Origin of the sequence: Serratia sp. K-E0102 (genome assembly GCF_029962625.1) — a bacterium.
Lineage (GTDB): Bacteria > Pseudomonadota > Gammaproteobacteria > Enterobacterales > Enterobacteriaceae > Serratia > Serratia sarumanii.
Genome location: NZ_CP124754.1, coordinates 2469207 through 2491165, shown reverse-complemented (window position 1 = coordinate 2491165; position 21959 = coordinate 2469207). Strand labels below are relative to the sequence as shown.

Sequence of the window (21959 nt, the reverse complement as noted above, 5' to 3'; positions counted from 1 at the left end):
CCTTTCGTTAATCTGGCACGCGCCGTGCTTCTCTGTGCTGCGGCGGCATGCCGCATTCACAGGCGCAGCCCAATAGCGCTGATTTTCATCTGCAGAGAGGTGCTTAACATGAAATATGTCCACCCCGGTTTGCCTGGCTCGCTGGTTTCGTTCCGCAAACGCTATGGCAACTACATTGGCGGCAAATTCGTCGAACCGGTATCCGGCAACTACTTCACCAACACCTCGCCGGTGACCGGCCAGCCGATCGCCGAATTCCCGCGTTCCGACGCCAAGGACATCGAGCTGGCGCTCGACGCGGCGCACGCGGCGGCGGACGCCTGGGGCAAAACCAGCGTGCAGGCGCGTTCCAACGTGCTGTTGGCGATCGCCGATCGCATCGAATCGCGGCTGGAGATGCTGGCGCTGACCGAAACCTGGGACAACGGCAAACCGATCCGCGAAACCCTGAATGCCGATCTGCCGCTGGCGGTCGACCATTTCCGTTACTTCGCCGGCTGCCTGCGCGCGCAGGAAGGCACCGCGGCGGAGATCGACCAGAACACCGTGGCCTACCATATCTATGAACCGCTGGGCGTGGTCGGCCAGATCATCCCGTGGAATTTCCCGCTGCTGATGGCCGCCTGGAAACTGGCGCCGGCGCTGGCGGGCGGTAACTGCGTGGTGCTGAAACCGGCGGAACAGACCCCGCTCGGCATCAGCGTGCTGATGGAAGAGATCGGCGATCTGCTGCCGCCGGGCGTGCTCAACGTGGTGCAAGGCTTCGGCGCCGAGGCCGGCGAAGCGCTGGCTCGCAGCAAACGCATCGAGAAGATCGCGTTCACCGGCTCCACGCCGATCGGCCGCCACATCCTCGCCTGCGCGGCGGAAAACATCATCCCCAGCACCGTCGAGCTGGGCGGTAAATCGCCCAACATCTATTTCGCCGACATCATGCAGGCGGAGCCGGAGTTCATCGACAAGGCGGTTGAGGGGCTGGTGCTCGGTTTCTTCAACCAGGGGGAGGTCTGCACCTGCCCTTCACGCGCGCTGATTGAAGAATCTATCTATCCGCAGTTTATGGAGAAAGTGCTGGCGCGCATCGCCACCATCCGCCAGGGCGATCCCTTCGACACCGACACCATGCTCGGCGCGCAGGCGTCGCAAGAACAGTACGATAAGATCCTGTCCTACATCGACATCGCCAAGAATGAGGGCGGCAACATCCTCGCCGGCGGCAAACGCACGCAGCATGGGGATGAATTGCAAAACGGTTTCTACCTGCAGCCGACGTTGATTACCGGCAACAACAGCATGCGCTTCTTCCGCGAGGAGATCTTCGGGCCGGTGATCGGCGTCACCACCTTTAAAGACGAAGCCGAAGCGCTGGCGCTGGCCAACGACACCGAGTTCGGGCTGGGCGCCGGGCTGTGGACCCGTGACATCAACCGCGCCTATCGCATGGGCCGCGCGATCAAGGCCGGGCGCGTATGGACCAACTGTTACCACCTGTATCCGGCGCACGCCGCGTTCGGCGGCTACAAGAACTCCGGCATCGGGCGCGAGACCCACAAGGCGGCGCTGTCGCACTATCAACAGGTGAAAAACCTGCTGGTCAGCTACGACGCCAAACCGCTGGGCCTGTTCTGAGCCGGGCGTAACAACCAGAAGGCCACCCGCAGGTGGCCTTCCTTTTTAGTTTAGCAACGGTTACTTCGCCATGCCGAGATCGATTACCATGCGACCGCGAATGGTGCCCGCCTTCATCTCGTCGAAGATGGCGTTGATATCGCCCAGCGGCCGCTTGGTCACTTTCGGCGTCACTTTGCCTTCGGCGGCGAACTGGAACGCCTCTTTCAGATCTTCGCGCGTGCCCACCAGCGAACCCACCACCTGAATGCCGTCCAGCACCAGGCGCGGAATGCTCAGATCCATGCTCTCCGGCGGCAGCCCCACCGCCACCACTTTACCGCCGGCGCGCACCGCATTGACCGCCGAGTTGAAGGCCGCTTTCGCCACCGCCGTCACCACCGCCGCGTGAGCGCCGCCGGTTTGCTGCTGAATGATCTCCTCGGCGTTTTGCGTTTTGGAATTGATGGCCAGATCGACGCCGATCTGTTTGGCGAACTCCAACTGGCCGTCGTTGACGTCGATGGCGATCACCTTGGCGTTAAACACGTTCTTGGCGTACTGCAGCGCCAGGTTGCCCAGCCCGCCCAGGCCATAGATGGCGATCCACTGCCCCGGCTTGATATCGGAAATTTTCACCGCCTTGTAGGTGGTGACGCCGGCGCAGGTGATGCTGCTGGCGGCGAAAGAATCGAGCCCGTCCGGCACTTTCACCGCGTAGTCCGCCACCACGATGCACTCTTCCGCCATGCCGCCGTCAACGCTGTAGCCGGCGTTTTTCACCGAACGGCACAGGGTTTCGTTTCCGCTGACGCAGTATTCGCAATGGCCGCAACCCTGGTAAAACCAGGCGACGCTGGCGCGGTCACCCACTTTTAGCGAGGTGACGCCCTCACCGACGGCGGAGACCACGCCGATGCCCTCATGCCCCAACGTAATGCCCGGCACCTCTCCGAAATCGCCGTTTTTCACGTGCAAATCGGTGTGGCACACCCCGCAACACTCCATTTTCAACGCCGCTTCGCCGTGCTTCAGCGGGCGCAGCACTTTATCCTGAATGTCTACGGTATGGTTTTTCGTCACTACGGCAGCTTTCATGGTGTTTTCCTTAGCAGAGTGGGAAGTAGAGTTGTTAATGTAGTGACTGTATTCGGTGAGGGCAAGCGCCGCATGATTTGTGTAAAAACAAATAATTAAATATGAACCAGCATGATTATTTCATAAAAAACAATTAACAGACGGCGCGATCTCATTCGCATTGACCGCAGCGGCGACGAACGATCGCGCACCTCTGGCTTGATTCACCGCTTAAATCGATTCACGGGAATTTTCAGGTAGCGTTGCCCATCGTCTTCGCAGTCAGGCAACACGCCACCGCGAATATTGACCTGCAGCGCCATCAGCATGAGTTCCGGGTGCGGCAGCGTGGCGTCCCGCTGCTTTCTTTGCGCAATAAAGCGGGATTTATCCATGTTGACCACCCAGGGATTGTTCTCGCGCTGCTCTCTCACGGTGCTTTCCCAGCGGGCCTCACGCCCCGCCGGGCGGTAATCATGGCCGGTAAACAGGCGGGTATCCGCCGGCAGGCTCAAGATCCGCTGCAATGACTCCCACAAGGCTTCCGCATTGCCGCCAGGAAAATCGGCCCTTGCGGTACCGCTGTCCGGCATGAAGAACGTATCGTGGATAAACGCCGCATCCGCAATGTAATAAGTGACGGACGCCAGCGTGTGCCCGGGAGACAGCAGGACTTCAGCGCGCAGGTTGCCGATAAAAAAGACGTCGCCGTCCGCGAACAGCGCATCCCAGACGGTATTGGCCGCAGGCAGGTCTTTTAAATTATAGATCTCTTCCCACAGCCCCTGAACGGCGGTAATTTTTTCACCGATGCCGGTGAAGGCGCCGGTTTTCTGCGCCAGCCAGGTGGCGGCCGAAAAATGATCGGCGTGCGGGTGCGTATCCAGCACCCAGGCCACTCCCCACCCCCGTTGATGGATAAAATTCAGGATATCGTTGGCCTGTTGATGCGAGACCGTGCCCGATCGGCGGTCAAAATCCAGCACCGGGTCGATAATCGCACAGCGGCGCGCCTCGGGATCGGCAACCACATACTGCAGGCTGCCGCTTTCCGGCTCATAAAACGCGTGAACTTCCGCCGTGGCCCGCACGGATCGATGCTTGTAGTACCAGCTGAGCGCCTTATCGGCGTCCGCGCCGTATTCGTCGCATTGGCGGCGAAATTGCGCTTCATCTATCTGACCTTCGCGCAGCGCATACAGCAGGGAAAGGCAGGCAGAGCGAGCTCCGCTTCTGCAGTGCGCCAGGGTTTTCTTGCCTTGCCGCAACAGAAACTGGAAGGTGTAAACGGTCTCCCAGGTCAGCGTATCGAACGTATAAGGGAGATAGACGTAGCGCATTCCCCCTTGTTCAGCCAACGCTTTCTCTTGCTGATGGTCAAGATACTCCCCCGGCTCCTCATCCGGCCGATTGTTGACGATAAGGCAGTAGCCCTGTTGAGACAGCGCCTTGAAATCACTCGCTTCGGGCGCGCCCGAAAAGGAGAGTTGAGGGTGGTAAGTGCGGATGCGCATGTTTGTTTCCTTCCGTTTCATAGGCTTTTAAATAACATATACAGGGCCAGCGCCAGGAGCATGAGGGCATAGAGCACGTTGATAATGCCCTCGCGTTTTTTCAGGCGCTCGGCGAGCGCCACCCCCACCACGCCCCCCAGAACGCCGCCGACGATGAGCCAACACGTAATGGCGAGCGACACCTTTCCGGACATGGCGTAGCTGGCGCTGGTCGACAGCCCCATGGCCGCCACGACCACCAGTGAGGTTGCCACCGCCTCAACCATCGAGAAGCGAAAAAACCAGACCAGCGCCGGCACAACCAAAAATCCGCCGCCAATGCCCAGAAAGCCCGCCAGCCCGCCCAGCGCGAGAACGCTGGGCCATATGATGGCGGGATGAACGGCAGCATGGGAGGACGGCAAGGGGTTGCCGGCAAGGGGATTTCTTTTCAGCGTCAATCCGGCGACCACCAGCATCAACAGGGAGAAAGGCAGGGTTATGTAGTGTCCGTCCGTGATTTTTCCCATCTGAGAGCCGGCCAGAGCCCCCATGACGGCGAGCAGCGAAACGACAAGCCCGGTCTGCCACCTGACGTTGCCTTTGGAGGCGTGCGCGGCCAGGTTGATCAGCGCGTTAATGGCCACAGACATGGCGCTGGTCCCTATAATCAAATGCGTATCCGGCACTTTCACCATATACAGCAATAATGGCACGCAGACGATTGAGCCGCCGCCGCCGGTCAGGGCCAGGAGAAATCCCACAATTCCCCCGGTGACCACTAACAGCATCACGATATAAAAACTGAAATGGAAAAAATCCACTGCGTTAATCCCTTAATGATGCTCATGCCATTTATTAACGATCAGTTCACCGGCAATGTCAAATAACTTATTTCGATTTGTTATTACATATAGCCAAATGGAATATGTGATTTTTTATATAACCACAAGTTCTATGAATTCGCTTTTAATCTGGGCGACAACCCCCTACTTTCTTATGAAAGGAGGCCTGCATGAAACCAGAAAAAATAAACCCCCAGAAAAGCGTCGTTATTATTGGCGGCGGCTCATCCGGAATAGGTATCGCGGCAAGCATAAGGAAGCGAGTTAAAGACATCGATATAACGATAGTGGAGCCTAACGGCTGTCATTATTATCAACCAGCATGGACTCTGGTGGGCGGCGGGCTCTTTGATATCACGAAAACACGGCGCTCCATGCATGCCGTTCTGCCCTCAGGCACCGCATGGATACAGGATAGTGTGGTCAGGGTTGAGCCCAGTCAAAAATACATCGAGACCCGCCAGGAGCGGAAAATAAACTATGACTTTCTTATTGTTGCATGCGGACTGATTTTACGCTGGGATAAAATAGAGGGCCTTGAAGAAACCCTGGGATTAAATGGCGTCACCTCTAATTATCGCTTTGATCTTGCCGAATATACCTGGCAACTGGTCCGCGAAATGAAAGGCGGCCAGGCGATATTTTCTCAGCCACCGCTCCCCATCAAGTGCGCCGGCGCACCGCAAAAAGCCTTGTATCTGTCATGCGATTACTGGCGTCGCCAAGGCATCCTGAATAATATTAACGTCAATTTCTGCCTTGCGGGCGCGGCGGTTTTCGGCATTCCGCAATTTGTTCCCCCGCTGACCGAGTATTTGGAAAAATACCGAGCACAGGTCAATTTCAATCATCATTTGATCCGCGTTGATGGCGAGAAGCGGCAAGCGACATTTGCCGTAGAGACAAATGAAGAAGGAAAACGCGAGTTAACTCTGCCCTTCGATATGCTCCACGTGGTGCCGCCCCAATCGGCCCCGGCGTTTATTTCGCAAAGCGGCCTCGCTGATGGTGCCGGCTGGTGCGATGTGGATAAATCGACGCTGCAGCATAAGCATTGGCCGGATATTTTTGCGGTAGGCGACTGTTGCTCGACGCCAAATGCCAAAACCCTGGCGGCAGCCCGCAAGCAGGTGGTGGTGGTGGCTGAAAACGTCGCGGCGCTGATTCAGGGCGCGCCTCTCACTGCCCATTATGATGGTTATGGTTCCTGTCCATTGACGGTTGAGAAAGGCAAAGTTGTGCTGGCGGAGTTTGGCTATGACGGTAAATTGCTGCCCACGTTTCCGCTGCTCGCCGCCACCCAGCCCAGCCGTCTGGCCTGGTGGCTGAAAGCCTGGTTTTTACCCCGGTTTTATTGGACGGGCATGCTGCGTGGGGTTGAATGGTTTGCCAGCAGCAAGCGGCCGTGACGCGCGCTCGGCCCCCCTCTCATTCCTGCCGCTGCAGACGCTTGACTATTTGGCGAGACGAGGCCACCATCGTTTGCAGGTTCCTCAGGCTGATTGCAAGCCGTTACCACTACCGGTCGATCATCGATGAAAAATGCCCCCGCCGTTACGATCCACTACTGTTCACAATGCAACTGGCTGCTGCGCGCCGGCTGGATGGCGCAAGAGCTGCTGAACACCTTCGGCGACGATCTCGCCTCCGTCACCCTGATGCCGGGCACCGGCGGGGTCTATCAAATCAGCGTCGATGGCGTAATGATTTGGGATCGCAAGATTGACGGCGGTTTCCCCGATGCGGCGCAGTTAAAGCAACGGCTGCGCGATCACAGCTTCCCCGATCGCTCTCTCGGCCACAGCGACGGTAAAAAAGCCCGGCACTGAAAATCGGGCGGTAAGCACGGCTTCAGCTTAACGCATAGCTGGCCGCCATCACGACGCCGTTCATGGTCATATGCAGTCCGATGGGCAAATAGATCCCTTTGGATTTGACTCGTGCGGCCGTCAACACCAGCGAGATGAGCACCAGAGCTGCCAATGTGCGCCAATCGGTGTACTGGGTATGCAAAACGGCAAAGATGACAGACACCGTTAACGCGGCCCAAAGCACCTTGTCGTTAAACCAATACATCAGCGCATTAAACAGACAGCCGCGAAATACGATCTCTTCATAGATGGGGACCACGAAAACCAACAAAGCGGCATTGAGCGCCAAAATCTCGCCAGGCAATGCCACCTGCTCCGTCACCCAGGTTTCCGTTTTCTCCACGCCCATCAAACGCGGGAAAATAAACTGAATCACCAACAGCGCGAACAGCAGCAGTGCAAAATCGCTGCGTTTAACCTCGCCTTTGCCCAATCCTTCTCTGCGGCGGAAAAAGAGCAGGTATAACGAAAAGATAGCGATGAACTCCATTCCATACAGCAGCGGCAGCAATAGCCCTTGTCGCATCAAGGCGGCTCTGTTCTCAAGGAACAGCGGAATAAACGTAATCAGGAACATCAGCAAAAACATGGAAAAGCAGCCGTTGACGGCTCGCGTTCTCGCGATAAACGCATTGTCGACCATATAACCATCCTTAGTTTTGAGCAGCCCTTGACGAAACAGTAGCAAGGTGAGATATCGCGGCAGTTTATCCCCATGCGTTCTCATTGTCATGAACCCGTTCACAGCGAGCGTCCATTCGCAAATTTCTCCAAGCCATTGGCAACCAGTTGATTTCGCCCGGGCCACCTGCGTTATACTGAGCGCTCTTTTGGCCACGCATTTGACACAATTTTATGATGGAACGTTTGCTAGAAAACGCGATGTACGCCTCCCGCTGGTTGCTCGCGCCGGTTTATTTCGGCCTTTCACTGGCTCTGATCGCCCTGTCGATCAAATTTTTTCAGGAAATCCTGCACGTCCTGCCCAACATCTTTTCTGTCGCCGAAGCCGATCTGATCCTGACCCTGCTGTCGCTGGTCGACATGGCGCTGGTGGGCGGGCTGTTGGTGATGGTGATGTTCTCCGGGTATGAAAACTTCGTCTCGCAGTTGGATATCACCGAAGGGAAAGAAAAGCTGAGCTGGCTGGGCAAAATGGATGCCACCTCGCTGAAAAACAAAGTTGCTGCGTCTATCGTCGCCATCTCCTCCATTCATCTGCTGCGGGTGTTTATGGACGCCAAGAACGTGCCGGACAACAAGCTGATGTGGTATGTGATCATCCACCTTACCTTTGTGCTGTCCGCCTTCGTGATGGGCTACCTGGATAAAGTGACCCGCTCCAAGCACTAAACGCGCTGCCACACCCGATCGCCAGGATCGGGTGCCTCCCTCTCGCCCCTCTCTTCGCCTGTTTCTGCGCCGTCGTTTTTTTCATCTGGCACATCTGATGATAATTTTATTATAATGTTATTACACTCATCATGGACTGAACGCCGGCCCTCGCACCGGTTTCGCCGCAGACAGGATCACGCTCTCTCATGCCATTGACTGGTCACCCCCTGCAATTCAACGATATTCAGGCAATTTTGCCTCATCGTTATCCCTGCCTGCTGGTCGATCACGTGCTGCCCGCCGGCACCTGCATTGCCGAAGGGCGGCTGAGCGCCATCAAGAACATCACCGCCAATGAGCCGACGTTCTGGAACGGCCACGCGCACTTCGCCGGATTTCCCGGCGTGCTGTTGGTGGAAGCGCTGGCGCAAAGCACCGGTCTGCTGGCCCACTACTATCTCGGGGCGCTGAATGAGGGGGAGCATTACTATTTCGCCGCCATTCAGCGCGCGCGGTTTTATCGCGCCGCCCGCCCCGGGGACCAGGTGCTGATGGAGGTCGCTTTTGTTCGTCGGCGCGGGGCGATCGCCCGCTTTACCGGCCGCGCCAGCATCGATGGCCGGCGCATTTGCACCGCCGATTTCATGTGCGCCCGTAAATAGGCCGCTTGCCAAAGGAGCCCTGCGAATACCATGTCTCTGGTTGACAGCTTACTCAGAACCCTCGATTTCTCTCCGCGCGGCCAGGTGATCGCTCGTGAAGCCGACGCCTGGGGCGAAATCATCGTTTCCGATCACAAGGACTACCGCACGCTGCGGTTTGACGGCATCTGCGAACAGAGCAAGATGAGCCTCAGCAACCCCACGCAGCCGATCCACAACTACATCAAAGCGATGCTGATGGCGGTGGCCTGGCAACCGCCGAGCTCGGCGTTGATTTTGGGGTTGGGCGGCGGCAGTCTGCTGCGCGCGCTGCACGCGCTCGATCCGGCGATGCGCCTCGACGTCGTCGAGCTGCGCGCTGCGGTGATCGCCGTCGCGCGCCGCTATTTTACGCTGCCGGGCACCGACACCATCAGCCTGCGCACCGCCGACGCCATGGACTTCGTGCGCCCGCCCGTCGAGACGCGCTACGATCTGATCTTCTCCGATCTCTATTCGGCGTTCGCCATGGATCCGCAGCAAGGCACCCAGACCTTCCTGGAAAACTGCGCCGCGCGGCTGAACGACGGGGGCTGGCTGGTGCTCAATTACCACGATCTGCCTGACGAAAACAGCCTGCTGTACCACAGCCTGCAGCGAATATTCGGCACCGTACTGTTTTGCGTCGCCCCCAGCGGCAACGTGATCATTTACGCCACGCCGGCCCAGGTGACGCTGCCGCTGAGCGCGCTGCGCAGCCTGGCCGCCGGCAGCGGCGAGCTGTTCAACTGCGAACTCGGCTACCTGTCACGCAAAATAGAGCGGTTGCATTTCCGCTAAAGACGGGCGGCGACGCGGTCTGGCTGGCCGCTTCGCCCACATGGTATTATCATTCAGTTATCATTCTCTGGAGGATCCTGATGGAAAAGAAAACGGCGCGGCTAACGGTGCTGATTGACCCGGACAAGAAAAAAGCCCTGGAGGAACTGTGCCTGCAACAGGACGTCACCCCTTCCCAGGTGGTGCGCCAGCTGATCCGCGATTATCTGCACAAGCATCAGGTGGACTATCCCAGCCAACCGACTCACGCCAATCCTCGCGTCGAAAGCAATTGAGCGGCGGCCTGCCCCGCACACCGTGAAGCGCGCTTTGCCCCTGCGCGCGTCTCTAATCCGAATCCTCCGTTGCGGTCTGTCCATTCGGCAATATCGCTGCTACTGTTTTATGCGTTCATACTCTCTCTTCGGAAAGGAAGCGCCATGTTCAGCCATATTACCGTCGGCGTCAGCGATCTGGACGCCGCCGCCGCCTTCTACGACGCCATCCTGTTGCCGCTGGGATTACAACGGCGGGAAGTGACGCCGGACGGCGGCCCCGCCGCCCGCTGCTGGGTGATGCCGGGCCAAACGCTGCCGCGTTTCTATGCTTACCAACCCTTCGACGGGCAACCCGCCAGCGCCGGCAACGGCAGCATGCTGGCGTTTCTCGCCGCCGATGAGCTGGAGGTCAAACGCGCTTACGCCGCCGGCCTGCTGGCGGGCGGCAGCGGTGAAGGCGAGCCCGGCGAACGCGCGCATTACGGCAAGGGCTATTTCGGCGCTTACCTGCGCGACCCCGACGGCAACAAGGTCCATGTGGTGTACCGGGGCGATCTCGCCTGATGAAATGTTCGGTTCATATCGCCACCGGCGTAGACGGATTCATCGCCGACGCGGGCGGCGGCCGCCGAAGGCGATGAGCAGCGCCGCTAACGCCAACAGCGCCGCCATGCCGTAGGTCACCTGCATGCCGTAAGCCGCGGCGGCAGCGGCGCCCGCCACCCGCTGCGAAGCCAGATAAAACAGCGCCCCCATCGCCGAAGCGCCAGTGATCGCCCCAAGATTGCGCGCCAGGTTCACCATGCCGGCGATCAGCCCGCGCCGTTCGGGAAACAGATCCTTCATCAGCATGGTGTTGTTGGCCACCTGAAACAGCGCATAGCCGGCGGTCAGCAGCGCGATGGGGCCAACATAGCCGAGCACGCCCCAGCGGTTAAGCCGCGACAGCAACGCGGCCCCGGCGGCCACCGCCGCCAGCCCAAACTGGCCAATGCGCTGCGATCCGAAACGATCCACCAGATAACCGGCCGGAATGCCGGTCAGGATCGCCACCGCCGGCCCCGCCGACATCACCAGCCCGACCTGCGCGGCGCTTAGCCCCAGCGCGCGCGACAGGTAGAACGGCCCGACCACCAGCGTGGCGGTCATGACCGTCATCACCAGCGCGCTGGCCGCCAGCCCCGCCGTCAGGGCCGGATGGCGAAACATCGCCGGCGCCAACAGCGGCGATGCGGCGCGGCGTTCCACGCCGATGAACAGCGCCCCCGCCAACAGCGCCCCCAGCATCAACGCCAGGTTGAGCGCACCGAAGTTGCCGCGCCCAAGGGTCATCGCCAGCGAATAGCAGAGCAATGCGCCGCCCAGCAGCAGCGTACCGGCGCGATCGAACGGTTCCTGGCGCGCTGCCGCGCGCGGCCCATTCGGCAGGTATCGCCAGGCAAGCCACAGCGCCAGCAGCCCCAGCGGCAGATTGATAAGAAACATCGCCCGCCAGCCGAAACCGGCGATCAGCGCGCCGCCCAACGACGGCCCCAGCGCGGTGCCCACTGCCGACATCGTGCCGAGCAGACCCATCGCGCGGCCGATTTTATCCGTGCCCAGCGCCTCGCCCGCCAGCGCCATGGCGATCGACATCATGACCGCGCCCCCCAGCCCCTGCGCCATGCGCGCCGCCAGCAGCAGCCAAAGCTGCGGGGCCAGCGCACAAGCGAGCGAAGCGGCGGTAAACAGCGCGATGCCCGCCAGCAGCAGGCGGCGGCGATTAAGGCTGTCGCCGAGGCGGCCGATGCCGATGATGCAGGTGGTGACGGCCAGTAAATAACAGAGCAATACCCATTGCACCGCCTGGAACGAAGCATGGAACGCGGCGGCGAGCGCCGGCAGCCCGACGTTGGCGATGCTGATGCCGAGCGATGACAGCAGCATGCTCAGAGACAGTGCGGCCAATATGCCGCGGACGCCCTGCGGCGAAGGATGGGATAACATGATAAACACTCCTGACATAGACTGAGGATTAGCCTATGTCAGGGGTTGGAATGGCGGAAGACGCACGGCATGCACTGTATCCATGCGTCTGACGCCTTATCTGACGCGAGCCGTTACCAGGCGGCGATCTCCGCCTCGGTGAGCGGCAGGGTTTGGGTGACGCCGGTTTCCGCCGCCAGGGTGGCCGCCTCCAGCACCGCCATCACCGCCAGCGCCTGCGCAGCGGTAACCGGATTGCTGCCGGCGCCGCGCAGGGCGTCGCGTACCTGGAAGTAATACTGGCGCTGATCGCCATCCGGCGTCGGCAGCGTGCGCACCGGCTCCGTGCCGATAAACAGGCTCATCGCGTCGTCGTCTTTGCCCCACTCCGCCGAGCCCGGCGTCACGCCGGCCAGCAGTTGGCTCTCCTGCCCGTCGGCGCGCGTTTTGACCACGCTGCCTTTCTCGCCGTGCACGGTAAAGCGCGCCACGCCGCCCGCCACCAGCATGCTGCCGTGCAGGATCACGCGGTGCGTCGGGTAGTTGAGCACCACGTGGGCCCAGTCGTTAACCTGCGCGTTGGGGCGCAGCGTGGCGATGTTGGCCTGCACGCTGTGCGGCAAACCGAACAGCTGCAGCGCCTGATCGACCATGTGCGGCCCCAGATCAAACCACAGCCCGCTGCCCGGCAGGTTCTGCTCGCGCCAGCGCACCCGCACTTCGGGGCGGTAACGATCGATGTGCGACTCAAAGTGCGTCACCTTGCCGATCAGCCCCTGTTCGATCACCTGCTTCACCCCCAGGTAGTCGCTGTCCCAGCGGCGGTTCTGGAACACCGACAGCAGGCGATCGTGTTTTTCCGCCGCCGCAATCAGCGTGCGCGCCTGCGCCAAGTCCAGCGTAAAGGGCTTATCCACCACCACGTGCTTGCCCGCCTCCAGCGCGGCCAGCGCCAGCGGCGCATGGGTGTCATTCGGCGACGCGATCACCACCAAATCCACCTCCGGCCGGCGGATGGCCTCCAGCGGATCGGCTATCACCTGCGCGTGCGGCAGATCGGCATGCACCTTGGCGGCATCGCGCGAAGCCACCACGCTCAGTTCCAGCCCCGGCACCGCGTTAATCAGCGGCGCGTGAAACGCCTTGCCGACAAAGCCGTAGCCAATCAGCGCCACCTGCAACGGTCGAGCGGTATCGTTCATCAGTGTTCTCCTCTAGCGGTCGTCGGCGACGACACAAAGTTCAATCAGTGACTGTTCGTCCAGGTTGTCCCACGGGCGATCGGTAAACAGCCGTTGGATCTGCGCCAGATCCGCAACGTGATGCGGTTCGCAGCGATCCAGCTTCATATGGTCGGCCACCAGCCAGCGCTCGCCGCTGTTGGCCAGCATGGCGCGTTTGACCTCTGCATCGGCCTCGTCGCCGGCGCTCAGCGCCAGCTGCGCATGCACCGCACAGGCGCCCAGCAAGGCGATATCCGCGCGGTAGCGTTCCAGCAACGCCAGGGTGGCGCTGCCGGCGAACAGCCGCTGGCGCGCATCCCACTGGCCGCCGAGCAGAATCAGGTTGATCTCCGGCCTGTCGCTCAGGCACTGCGCGATATCCAGCGAAGCGGTGATCACCGTGGCCGGCCCGCGCAGCGCCTGCGCCACCGCCAGCAGCGTGCTGCCCGCATCCAGCATCAGGGTGCTGCCGGGCGGGATCTGCGCGGCCACCGCGCGGCCGAGCCGCTGCTTGACCTGCGGCAACAGCACCGCGCGCGCCTGGCGCGGCATGCCGGACGGTTCGAGCGCGATCGCCCCGCCGTGATGTTTCTGCGCCAACCCTTGCCGCTCGAGATCGGCCAGATCGCGGCGCACGGTATCGACCGAAACGCCGATGGCGCCGGCCAATTCCGCCACCGCCGCCTGCCCGCGTTCGCTGAGCAAATCCAATAAATGGCGCTGTCGTGCCGCTTTGTGCATGGGTTTATTCCGCAGTAAAAAGCATAAAACAGCAATATACAGCAGAAAACAGCAACAGAGAAGCCGCAATGATGCGCACCGAAGATCAAACATCTTTTCGCCTGCGGAACGACGATGAGGGCATAACGCATAACAATCAGGAGAAGTGATGAGCATCGATCTGACGTTTGCAGACCTGAGCGCGCGCGCCGTGCAATACAACGCCCGCGCTTCGGTGGAAGATTTTGACGCCTGCATGGCGGAATACGCCGCGCTGGCCCAGCGCGCCAGGGCGCAGACGCCGGGCATTTACGATCTGCGCTACGGCATGAGCGCCGCCGAGCGCCTCGATCTGTTCCCGGCCAGCGCACAGCCCGCCCCGCTGCTGATCTTTATTCATGGCGGCTACTGGCATTCACAGCGCAAAGAGGAAGCCTGCTCGATGGCCGCCGCGTTTGCCCGCCGCGGCGTGGCGGTCGCCACGCTGGAATATACGCTGGCGCCGGAAGCGACGCTGGCGGAGATCGTGCACGAGGTGCGCAGCGCCGTCGCCTGGCTCTATCATCACGGGGCGCCCTTCGGCATCGATCCGGCGCGCATTTTCGTCAGCGGCAGTTCGGCCGGCGGCCACCTGTGCGGCATGCTGATCGCCGACGGCTGGCAGCAACGCTATCGCCTGCCGCCCGACGCGATCAAAGGCGCGCTGGCGCTGAGCGGCCTCTACGATCTGCGGCCGCTGTGCGATATCTATATCAACGACTGGCTGCACCTGACGCCCGAACAGGCGCAAGCCCTCAGCCCGCTGTTTTTGCTGCCGGCGAAAGAACATGCGCCGCAGATCCTGCTCGACGTCGGCCAGCGGGAAACCCAAGGCTTCAAAAACCAGACGCAGGCCTATTATGACGCCTGCCTGGCGCGCGGCCTCGACGTCCAGCTGCTGGCCGATCGCCACTGCAATCACTTTACGCTGGTCAACGAGCTGGCCGATGCGGAAAGCGCGATGTTTCGGCAGGTGATGGCGATGATTGACGCAACGCAACCGTAGCCTGCCGTTGCAGCCACAGCCTGGCGGCGATCGCGATCGCCGCCAGTGCGGCAAACATGGCCCCGCACAGCAGGCTGCCCTGTAGCCCCCAGGCAGCGATAAACCAGCCGCCCACCAGCGAACCCACCGCCACGCCCAAGTTGATAAAGGCGATATACAGCCCGGTGGCGAACGCCGGCGCCTGCGGCGCTTCAGAGGTCAGCCAGATCTGCGTCACGATCAAACCGCTGGTGTGCGCCGCCCCCCAGTACAGACAAAGCGCCGTCATTGAACCGATATTCGCGCTGCCGTAGCAATACAGCAGCGCATAGGCCGCCATCAAGGCTATCGGGTGCAGCAACACCGTCACCGCACGATGACGGCTCAACCACTTGCCGGCCAACAGGTTGCCCGCGACACCGCCCACACCGAACGCCACCAGAAGCAAGCCGATGGCGCCGCCGCTGAGGCCGATTTCACGGCTGAGGTACTCGGCCGCGTAAGCGTAGACGGCAAACATGGCGGCAAAGATCAGCACGCAGGTGGTGATATTCAGCCACAGCGTGCCGCTGCGCAGGATGGCCAACTGCTTGCCATAGCTGAGGCGCTGCACGGCCGCATCAGGCAAGCGCCACAGCAATCCCAGCGCCGCCAGCAGATTGACCAGCGCGCAAAATCGGAACGACGCCTCGTAACTGAACTGCCCGGCGATCCATTGCGTCAACGGTATCCCCAACACCATGCCCATGCTGGTGCCGATAAACGCATAAGCGGTTGCTTTGGTGGCCAGATGCGGCGGATAAAGCGCCGCGGCCGCCACCATCGCCAGTGAAAAGTAGATCGGATGAAACAACGCCGGCAAAATGCGCAGCAGCATGAGCATGGCAAAGCTGTCCGCCTCAGCGGCCAGCGCGCTGGCTGCCGCAAACACAGCCAACGCGATCAACAGCATGCGTTTGCGATTAAACCGCGACGCCAGCAGCACCAACAGCGGCCCGAACAGCGCAATGGTCAGGGCGAAGACCCCGACCAGCCAGCCGGCCTGCGCCGTGGAGATGCCATAGCGCGCGATGATCTGCGGCAAGATACCCACTACGCCAAACTCGATGCAGTAAACGCCGAACAGCCCCAGCGCGATGAAGAAAATCGGTGGCAACAGGCCCATCACATCGCTCCCGTCGCGGTATAAACCGCCTGACAAATCTCGCCGACAAAGGCGCCGGACATCCCCTCCAGCGCCGTGTTGGTAAACGCCACCACGCTGAGCTGCCGGGCAGGATCGACAAACCACGAGTGGCCATAGGTGCCGCCCATCCGCCAGCTGCCAACGGACTCCGGCGTTTGCGCGGCGACGGGATCTTTCAGCACGGTGATGCCCAGGCCAAACCCACGCCCAGGCCAAAACGGCATCGGCAGATCGCCGATTTGGTTGGTGGTCAGCGCCGCCACCCAATCAGCCGGCAGCACCTGCCCGCCCCCCTGGCGCAACGTTTCCAGCAGGCGCAGGAAATCCTCCGCCGATCCGACCATGCCGGCGCCGCCGGAGGCGTACGCCTGCGGATCCAGCGCACGCGCCGGCGACAGATGAAAACCGGCGCTGCCGTCGATGAACGGTAAACGATCCGGCTGGCGCAGGCGGCGTGGCTCGCCGGCATGATCGGCGTATGCGGCCGCCAAACGCGCGGCGTCCACCGCCAGGAAATCGGTATCCGTCATCGCCAGCGGCCCGGTCACCCATTTTTTGACCGCCTGCGCCAGCGGCAGGCCGCTCGCCTGTTCAATAACCGCGCCCAACACATCGGTGGCGATGGAATAACGCCACGCCGCGCCGGGCGGAGCCAGCAACGGCGCGGAAGCGATACGCCGCACATTTTCCTGCAGGCTTACCGCCGCCTCATCCATGCCGTCGGAGACCGCCGACTGAGCGTAGAATCCCCCTTCCGGCTGGAAAAAACGGTAGCTTAATCCGGCGGTGTGGGTCATCAAATGCCATAGCGTCATCAACGGTTGGGTGCCGTCCGCCAGCCGCGGGCGAAAATTCGGCAGCCAACGCGTGATCGGATCGTCTAACCGCATGCCGCCTTGCGCCATCAGCGCCAACGCCGCCGTGGACACGATCGGTTTGGACACCGAAGCCAGCCGAAACAGCGTATTGCAAGCCATCGGCTTGCCCGCTTCGCGATCCGCCATGCCCGCCGCGCGTCGATAAACGATCTCACCGCCCTGCGCCACCAAAACGACCGCGCCAACCAAGCGTTTTTCGCGCAAAGCTTTCTCTAGCGCGCCGTCGATCGCGTTGGTGGAGGATCCGTATTCATTCATCTTTATTGCTCCAGGTAGTCAGCCCATGCTGTCGCCACCGAGCATAGAGCGTGGTGATTAACGGAAAAACAGGCTAGATTTCCTTTCATAGCGGACATTCACGTCCGCAATGGGGTAAGCAATGGATAATATGTCTGGGGTAAGCGTCTTTGTGCAGGCCGCGGAGACGCTGAGTTTCGTTGAGGCCGGGCGTGTGCTCGGCATTTCCGCTTCCGCGGTGGGGAAAAGCATCGCCCGCCTGGAAAACCGGCTGGGCGCGCGCCTGTTTCACCGCAGCACGCGCAGCATGACGCTGACCGCCGAAGGCCGGCTGTTTCTGCACCGCTGTCAGCGCATTCTCGGGGAATTGGCGGCGGCGGAACGGGAAATCAGCGATACGCACAGCGCGCCGCGCGGCAAGCTGCGTGTCAGTTTGCCGCTGGTGGGCGGCCTGTTGAATCCGGTGGTGGCGGAATTTTTTCGGCGTTACCCGGAAATTGAGCTGGAAACCGATTTTTCCGACCGTCGGGTCGATGTCATCGAAGAAGGTTTTGATGCCGTGGTTCGCGTCGGCGAGACCGAAGACTCACGGCTGATGAGCCGCCAGCTGGGCACGTTTCATCTGCAGCTGGTGGCCTCGCCGGATTATTTGCGCCAGATGGGGATCCCGCATCAACCGGCGGAACTGCAAGGCCATGCCTGCCTGCTGTACAAATTTCCCTCGAGCGGCAAAGTGGAGCCCTGGCCGATCGCCGGATGGGAAAAGCTGCTCGCCGAGGGGATCAACGCCCGGCTGGTCTGCAATACCGTCGATACCCTGATTTACCTGGCGGAAAGCGGCCAGGGCATCGCCTGTTTGCCGGATTTTGCCGTAAAGCGCGCACGGGAACAGGGGCGATTGCAACCGATCTTGTCTGAGCATTGCCACCACACCGGCAGCTTTAAAGTCCTCTGGCCTTCCAGCAAACACCTGACGCCAAAACTCAGGGTGTTTATCGATACGCTGAGCGCCCGGCTTTTTCGGGATTAGAGACGGTATACGCGATGGAGTAATGATGGGAAGGAAAATGCGGGGGCCGGAGGACGAGAACCGCCCCCGGGCATGCCGATCAGCCTTTTTTGCGGCCGATAGCGGAAAAGACGTTGAACACTTCACCCAGGCCGTAAATCGCGCCGAGCAAAACGGCCACCATTACCGGCACCAGGACCACCACGGTGGCCAAGCTTTCAATCATTTCTAACATCGTTCTCTCCTGGTTTATAAGCACAGCGAATCTGTGCCGGAAGAAAAGGTTTCCGGCCAATCGGTTGAGTATCGTGGGGAGGCAGTCTAAAACGTGAGCTACATCACACTTGATGCGAGCTAATGTAACTTACACAATTACATTAACGCAATGCAAAAAATGCTCTGCGCGAAGAAGGAATTGGCGCGGGTTTTTATTGCGTATCCGCTTGATATTGCGGCGAACAAGGGACAAAAGGATAGCCTGCGCGCCGCTCGACCTGCCCGGCCATTTCGGCGATGCTGGTTTGCGCCAGGCTGGCTTCCAGCGCGAGACCGACGCGCGCAAACTCTTGCTCCAGCACCGGGGTAATGGCGTGGCCGATATAGCACGCATCATTAGGCCGTGTACGGTGCAGCATGAAATACGGTTGATCTTCCACCGCGCGATACACGTCCAGCAACGAGATCGCTTCCGCCGGCCGCGCCAGCAGCGCCCCGCCGCCTTGCCCCATCTGTGAATAGGTCAGCCCCGCCTCCGCCAGCGCGCCGAGGATGCGGCGCACCACCGTCGGGTTGGTGTTGACGCTGCGCGCGATATCTTCGGAACGCACCGTCTGGCCACGGCACAGCGTGATATTGGTCAGAATATGGATGGCAACGGCAAATCGCGTAGAGGTAGACACCTTGGCACCTGCTCAGAGTTTCGTTTATGTCGGACTAAAACATAAGGAAAACGTATCAATTTCCAGTAATACACATAATGAGTAGGGATAAGAAGAATGTCAACCTGCCCACGCCCGGATGCGGCGGGGCTCAGGCTTCGGCACGGATTTCCGCCACTTTGTCGGGATAAAATGCCAGATGATCCTTGATCGCCACCACGGCGTTGTAGGGCATTTCATAGCTCCAGGCCGTATTGGTGCCCTGCTCGCCTTTAAGCGCGAGGGAGAAATAACTGCAGTCGCCCTTATAAGGGCAGTAGCTGACGTGCTCGTTTCTCTGCAACAGCGCCATATTCACGTCCTCACGCGGAAAGTAAAACACCGGCGGATAGGTGGCTTCCTGCAGAATGAGCGCGTTGTGGCTGTCGGCCAGGGTCTGACCGCCGGCACGCACCACGACCCGCGTCGGGTGGCGGGTCAAGGTGATCGGGTGGTCCGGGCCGGGGATTTTCACCGGTTTGCCGGATGCGGAAACGAGATCGGACATGGCGGTCTCCAGAGTGTGCGCCCCTCCGCGAGGCGTCTTCCCAGTATAGACCCACGATTTTACCCGCGGCCGCGCATTCGGCGAGCAATCGCTTTTCAGCGCCGCAAAATTAAGAATTTTTACCTGTTCGATTTTCTTACGGAGGAATACATTCATCTCAACTTCTACCGGCGGATTAATCGGATTATTTTTAATCCATTAATCAGCCAATTTACCAGGAACTCATTATGAATATTAAACGTGCCGCAGGTGTGTTGGTGGTGGTCATGGCAACGCTTTCCGTTACCGCATGCGGGCATATGTCCAATCGCGATCGCAACACGGCGATCGGCGCGGGCGTGGGCGCCGTCGGCGGCGCGGTGCTGACCGACGGCAGTACGCTGGGCACCCTTGGCGGCGCAGCGCTGGGCGGCATTATCGGCCACCAGACCAGCCGTTAATCATCCGGTTAAAATAATCTCTGCAGGCCGGCGCTTTTTTAACCCATAAGCGCCGGCCTGTTCTTTTATTTAACCGCTGAACTTTTTCAGGACACGAAAATAATAAATAACGTTAAGCGCAGCTTTATTATTCATTAATCTGCGGCGGGGTTATTTATTGCGTCGGCAGCCTGAAACGCGCCATCGCTTTTTCTAACCGTTCCGATTCGCCCTGCAACCGCTGCGAAGCCTCGGTCACCGCGTTCACCACCGTGCCGGTTTGCCGCGCCACCTGATTCAGCGCCGCGATGCGCGCCGTCACGTCCTGAATGCTCTCCCCCTGATTGAGCGACGCCAGGGAAATGTCCCCCATCAGCGCACTGCATTTGTTCACCAGATCGATAATTTGGCGCAGGTTGCCCGTCAGTAGATCCACCGCCTGCGAGCCTTGATCGATTTGCTGCAGCGAACGGTTGATCAACTGCTGAATATCGCGCGTCGAATGGCTGCTCTTTTGCGCCAACAGGCCCACCTCTTTGGCCACGATGGCAAAGCCGCGGCCGTGCCCCCCGGCGTGCGCAGCCTCGATCGCCGCATTCAGCGCCAGAATATTGGTCTGGAACGCCACGCTGTCGATCAGCGCGACGATGCCGCGCATCTCGGCCGATTGGTTGACGATCCCTTGCATCGAAACATTGACGGTTTGCATCATCCGCTCACCGGCGCCCGCGCACTGCCGGGCCTGTTCGGTTCGTTGGCTGGCCTGCTGCGCATATTGGCCGTTTTCTTCCACCCGCGCCGCCAGTTGCCGCACGTGCTCGGTCGCCAACTGCAATTCGCCGTCCTGCTTCGCCGACTGCGCCGTCAACTGTCGATTGCCGTCCGCCAGCCGCCCGACGCCGTTCAGGATCCCGCCCGCCGCATCGCGCACCTCGCTCACCAGGCGTTGCAGGCCGCCCTGCATATGGCCAATGCTGGTCTGCAGCTGACGCATCTCGCGGTTGAACGCGCGCCCAGGCGGCAGCGGCCGCGAAAGGTCGCCGGCGGCCAGTACGTTGAGGTGCGCGATCGCCTGCCGCAGCGGTGCGATCACCCAGCGAGAGACGCCGAACCAAACGCCCACGGCGATCAGCGCCAGCGCGGCCAACGCGCCGAGCGCAAAGGTTTTGGCCTGCTCCAGCGCCGCCAACTGCCGCACGTTGACGTCATCGCCACGCCGTTCATTCAGCGCCTGGTAAGCGAGATACTTCTCGTTGAAATCCGCCTGAAACGCCTGGATCGGCACGGCGAAAAACGCATCGATGCTGTTGCCCTGCAATCCTTGCGCCTGCTCTTTCAGGCCGTCATAGAACAGGCGATAGCTGTCTTGCAGGGCACCCGGCGCTTCCGGCGCATCCGCGCTCAAGCGCTCGAACCGGGCAAAGGCCTGCTCTGAAGCCTGCAGCGCCGCCAACGACTCATCCAGCAGGCTGTGCCAGCTGCCGTCGGAGCCGGTGGCTTTGTCCTGCAGATAATAGATGCCCGCACGGTTCAGGGTGTCGCTGGCCGTCAGCAGCGACAGTCTGGCGCGATCCATCGTCGCCTGCTGGCGATGCAAGGCGTCGCCCGTCACCAGGTTAACCTTGGCGTCGCGCAGAATATTGGAAATAAATACGGTGGAAAACAATTGCAGCAGAGAAAATAGCGCGATAACGCAAATTACGCCGCTTAATAAGCCCATGCTCTTGCCGAAGCCAAACGCGCGCGGCAGCGCTGCCGCAGATTTTACCCTGCGGCCCAGTGTCAGTTTTATGTTCATGATTTTTAGTCAGTAATACCAGGATGCCGCGAGTCTAACGGGCATTGATGACACTAATATTTCAGCCTGCTTTGCGTCGCCCCCGCAGACCAATAATCGGTATTGTCC

At 60.4% G+C, this 21959-nt stretch carries 24 protein-coding genes; 11 read left to right on the top strand and 13 right to left on the bottom strand.

The genetic code is table 11. The features are described 5' to 3' along the window. The first annotated feature begins 108 nt into the window (after positions 1-108). On the top strand, positions 109-1629 hold the full coding sequence (locus SSARUM2_RS12075; protein ID WP_033648288.1) for an aldehyde dehydrogenase family protein: 1521 nt from the start codon (positions 109-111) through the stop codon (positions 1627-1629). Between the two features lie 60 nt (positions 1630-1689). Here SSARUM2_RS12075 and adhP read toward each other — a convergent pair whose 3' ends face one another. The 3 genes from adhP to SSARUM2_RS12060 form a co-directional block, all read right to left on the bottom strand. Next, entirely contained in the window at positions 1690-2706 is a 1017-nt protein-coding gene (gene adhP, locus SSARUM2_RS12070) for an alcohol dehydrogenase AdhP (protein ID WP_060452656.1), read from the bottom strand. A 203-nt stretch (positions 2707-2909) separates the two neighbouring features. Next, positions 2910-4199: a bifunctional sulfur transferase/dioxygenase Blh gene (gene blh / locus SSARUM2_RS12065; RefSeq protein ID WP_060452657.1), complete on the bottom strand. Its 1290-nt coding sequence runs from the start codon at positions 4197-4199 to the stop codon at positions 2910-2912. A 17-nt stretch (positions 4200-4216) separates the two neighbouring features. Beyond that, positions 4217-5002 (bottom strand): sulfite exporter TauE/SafE family protein, encoded by a 786-nt coding sequence (locus tag SSARUM2_RS12060; protein ID WP_080289930.1) that lies wholly within the window; start codon positions 5000-5002, stop codon positions 4217-4219. A gap of 191 nt (positions 5003-5193) precedes the next feature. Between SSARUM2_RS12060 and SSARUM2_RS12055 the strand changes: the two genes are divergently transcribed. Together SSARUM2_RS12055 and SSARUM2_RS12050 are read left to right on the top strand one after the other, a co-directional pair. Next, a complete protein-coding gene (locus SSARUM2_RS12055; protein WP_060452658.1) occupies positions 5194-6432 on the top strand; it encodes an FAD/NAD(P)-binding oxidoreductase in 1239 nt (412 codons plus the stop codon). 126 nt (positions 6433-6558) lie between these two features. Then, positions 6559-6852, top strand: coding sequence for a SelT/SelW/SelH family protein (locus tag SSARUM2_RS12050; protein ID WP_004928553.1), 294 nt, complete (start codon positions 6559-6561; stop codon positions 6850-6852). 22 nt (positions 6853-6874) lie between these two features. Here the strand turns inward: SSARUM2_RS12050 and SSARUM2_RS12045 are convergent, their stop codons facing one another. Beyond that, positions 6875-7537 (bottom strand): type II CAAX endopeptidase family protein, encoded by a 663-nt coding sequence (locus SSARUM2_RS12045; protein ID WP_060452659.1) that lies wholly within the window; start codon positions 7535-7537, stop codon positions 6875-6877. Between the two features lie 215 nt (positions 7538-7752). On the opposite strand from SSARUM2_RS12045, the gene SSARUM2_RS12040 reads away from it, so the two are divergent. The 5 genes from SSARUM2_RS12040 (at position 7753) to SSARUM2_RS12020 (ending at position 10531) form a co-directional block, all read left to right on the top strand. After that, the gene (locus SSARUM2_RS12040; RefSeq protein ID WP_033655048.1) at positions 7753-8247 is read left to right on the top strand and encodes a TIGR00645 family protein; all 495 of its coding nucleotides are present in this window, start codon (positions 7753-7755) and stop codon (positions 8245-8247) included. Between the two features lie 188 nt (positions 8248-8435). Beyond that, positions 8436-8891: a 3-hydroxyacyl-ACP dehydratase FabZ gene (gene fabZ / locus SSARUM2_RS12035; RefSeq protein WP_125460737.1), complete on the top strand. Its 456-nt coding sequence runs from the start codon at positions 8436-8438 to the stop codon at positions 8889-8891. A 30-nt stretch (positions 8892-8921) separates the two neighbouring features. Next, the gene (locus SSARUM2_RS12030; RefSeq protein WP_060452660.1) at positions 8922-9710 is read left to right on the top strand and encodes a fused MFS/spermidine synthase; all 789 of its coding nucleotides are present in this window, start codon (positions 8922-8924) and stop codon (positions 9708-9710) included. An 80-nt stretch (positions 9711-9790) separates the two neighbouring features. Then, positions 9791-9985, top strand: a complete 195-nt coding sequence (locus tag SSARUM2_RS12025; RefSeq protein WP_004928567.1) for a ribbon-helix-helix protein, CopG family — start codon at positions 9791-9793, stop codon at positions 9983-9985. A gap of 144 nt (positions 9986-10129) precedes the next feature. After that, positions 10130-10531 (top strand): VOC family protein, encoded by a 402-nt coding sequence (locus SSARUM2_RS12020; RefSeq protein ID WP_033634513.1) that lies wholly within the window; start codon positions 10130-10132, stop codon positions 10529-10531. A 39-nt stretch (positions 10532-10570) separates the two neighbouring features. Here the strand turns inward: SSARUM2_RS12020 and SSARUM2_RS12015 are convergent, their stop codons facing one another. The 3 genes from SSARUM2_RS12015 to SSARUM2_RS12005 form a co-directional block, all read right to left on the bottom strand. Beyond that, the gene (locus SSARUM2_RS12015) at positions 10571-11953 is read right to left on the bottom strand and encodes an MFS transporter (RefSeq protein ID WP_120150957.1); all 1383 of its coding nucleotides are present in this window, start codon (positions 11951-11953) and stop codon (positions 10571-10573) included. Positions 11954-12066: 113 nt separating this feature from the next. Continuing rightward, on the bottom strand, positions 12067-13134 hold the full coding sequence (locus tag SSARUM2_RS12010) for an oxidoreductase (protein WP_060420655.1): 1068 nt from the start codon (positions 13132-13134) through the stop codon (positions 12067-12069). A gap of 12 nt (positions 13135-13146) precedes the next feature. Continuing rightward, positions 13147-13896, bottom strand: a complete 750-nt coding sequence (locus tag SSARUM2_RS12005; RefSeq protein ID WP_282488663.1) for a DeoR/GlpR family DNA-binding transcription regulator — start codon at positions 13894-13896, stop codon at positions 13147-13149. A gap of 148 nt (positions 13897-14044) precedes the next feature. Here SSARUM2_RS12005 and SSARUM2_RS12000 point away from each other — a divergent pair, with 148 nt between their 5' ends. Next, positions 14045-14920 (top strand): alpha/beta hydrolase, encoded by an 876-nt coding sequence (locus tag SSARUM2_RS12000; protein WP_049212348.1) that lies wholly within the window; start codon positions 14045-14047, stop codon positions 14918-14920. Here SSARUM2_RS12000 and SSARUM2_RS11995 read toward each other — a convergent pair. Together SSARUM2_RS11995 and SSARUM2_RS11990 are read right to left on the bottom strand one after the other, a co-directional pair. Continuing rightward, positions 14847-16064, bottom strand: coding sequence for an MFS transporter (locus SSARUM2_RS11995; protein ID WP_049212350.1), 1218 nt, complete (start codon positions 16062-16064; stop codon positions 14847-14849). The two genes, SSARUM2_RS12000 and SSARUM2_RS11995, sit on opposite strands and share 74 nt — an antisense overlap. Beyond that, entirely contained in the window at positions 16064-17221 is a 1158-nt protein-coding gene (locus SSARUM2_RS11990) for a serine hydrolase domain-containing protein (protein ID WP_060452663.1), read from the bottom strand. Before SSARUM2_RS11990 ends, SSARUM2_RS11995 begins: the two co-directional genes overlap by 1 nt. Before the next feature lie 121 nt (positions 17222-17342). Here SSARUM2_RS11990 and SSARUM2_RS11985 point away from each other — a divergent pair, with 121 nt between their 5' ends. Next, positions 17343-18230 carry a LysR family transcriptional regulator gene (locus SSARUM2_RS11985; protein WP_282488659.1) on the top strand — a complete coding sequence of 296 codons (888 nt, stop codon included), beginning with the start codon at positions 17343-17345 and terminating at the stop codon, positions 18228-18230. Positions 18231-18309: 79 nt separating this feature from the next. Here SSARUM2_RS11985 and SSARUM2_RS11980 read toward each other — a convergent pair whose 3' ends face one another. The 3 genes from SSARUM2_RS11980 to SSARUM2_RS11970 all read right to left on the bottom strand — a co-directional run bounded on the left by SSARUM2_RS11980 (position 18310) and on the right by SSARUM2_RS11970 (position 19634). Next, positions 18310-18444, bottom strand: coding sequence for an AcrZ family multidrug efflux pump-associated protein (locus tag SSARUM2_RS11980; RefSeq protein WP_033634505.1), 135 nt, complete (start codon positions 18442-18444; stop codon positions 18310-18312). A 193-nt stretch (positions 18445-18637) separates the two neighbouring features. After that, complete coding sequence (locus SSARUM2_RS11975) at positions 18638-19108, bottom strand: Rrf2 family transcriptional regulator (RefSeq protein ID WP_033648278.1); 471 nt, start codon at positions 19106-19108, stop codon at positions 18638-18640. Positions 19109-19238: 130 nt separating this feature from the next. After that, positions 19239-19634 carry a DUF427 domain-containing protein gene (locus SSARUM2_RS11970; protein ID WP_060452664.1) on the bottom strand — a complete coding sequence of 132 codons (396 nt, stop codon included), beginning with the start codon at positions 19632-19634 and terminating at the stop codon, positions 19239-19241. 227 nt (positions 19635-19861) lie between these two features. Between SSARUM2_RS11970 and osmB the strand changes: the two genes are divergently transcribed. Continuing rightward, the gene (osmB, locus tag SSARUM2_RS11965; RefSeq protein ID WP_004940700.1) at positions 19862-20074 is read left to right on the top strand and encodes an osmotically-inducible lipoprotein OsmB; all 213 of its coding nucleotides are present in this window, start codon (positions 19862-19864) and stop codon (positions 20072-20074) included. 154 nt (positions 20075-20228) lie between these two features. Here the strand turns inward: osmB and SSARUM2_RS11960 are convergent, their stop codons facing one another. Next, entirely contained in the window at positions 20229-21773 is a 1545-nt protein-coding gene (locus tag SSARUM2_RS11960) for a methyl-accepting chemotaxis protein (protein ID WP_174158887.1), read from the bottom strand. Positions 21774-21959 lie beyond the last annotated feature (186 nt).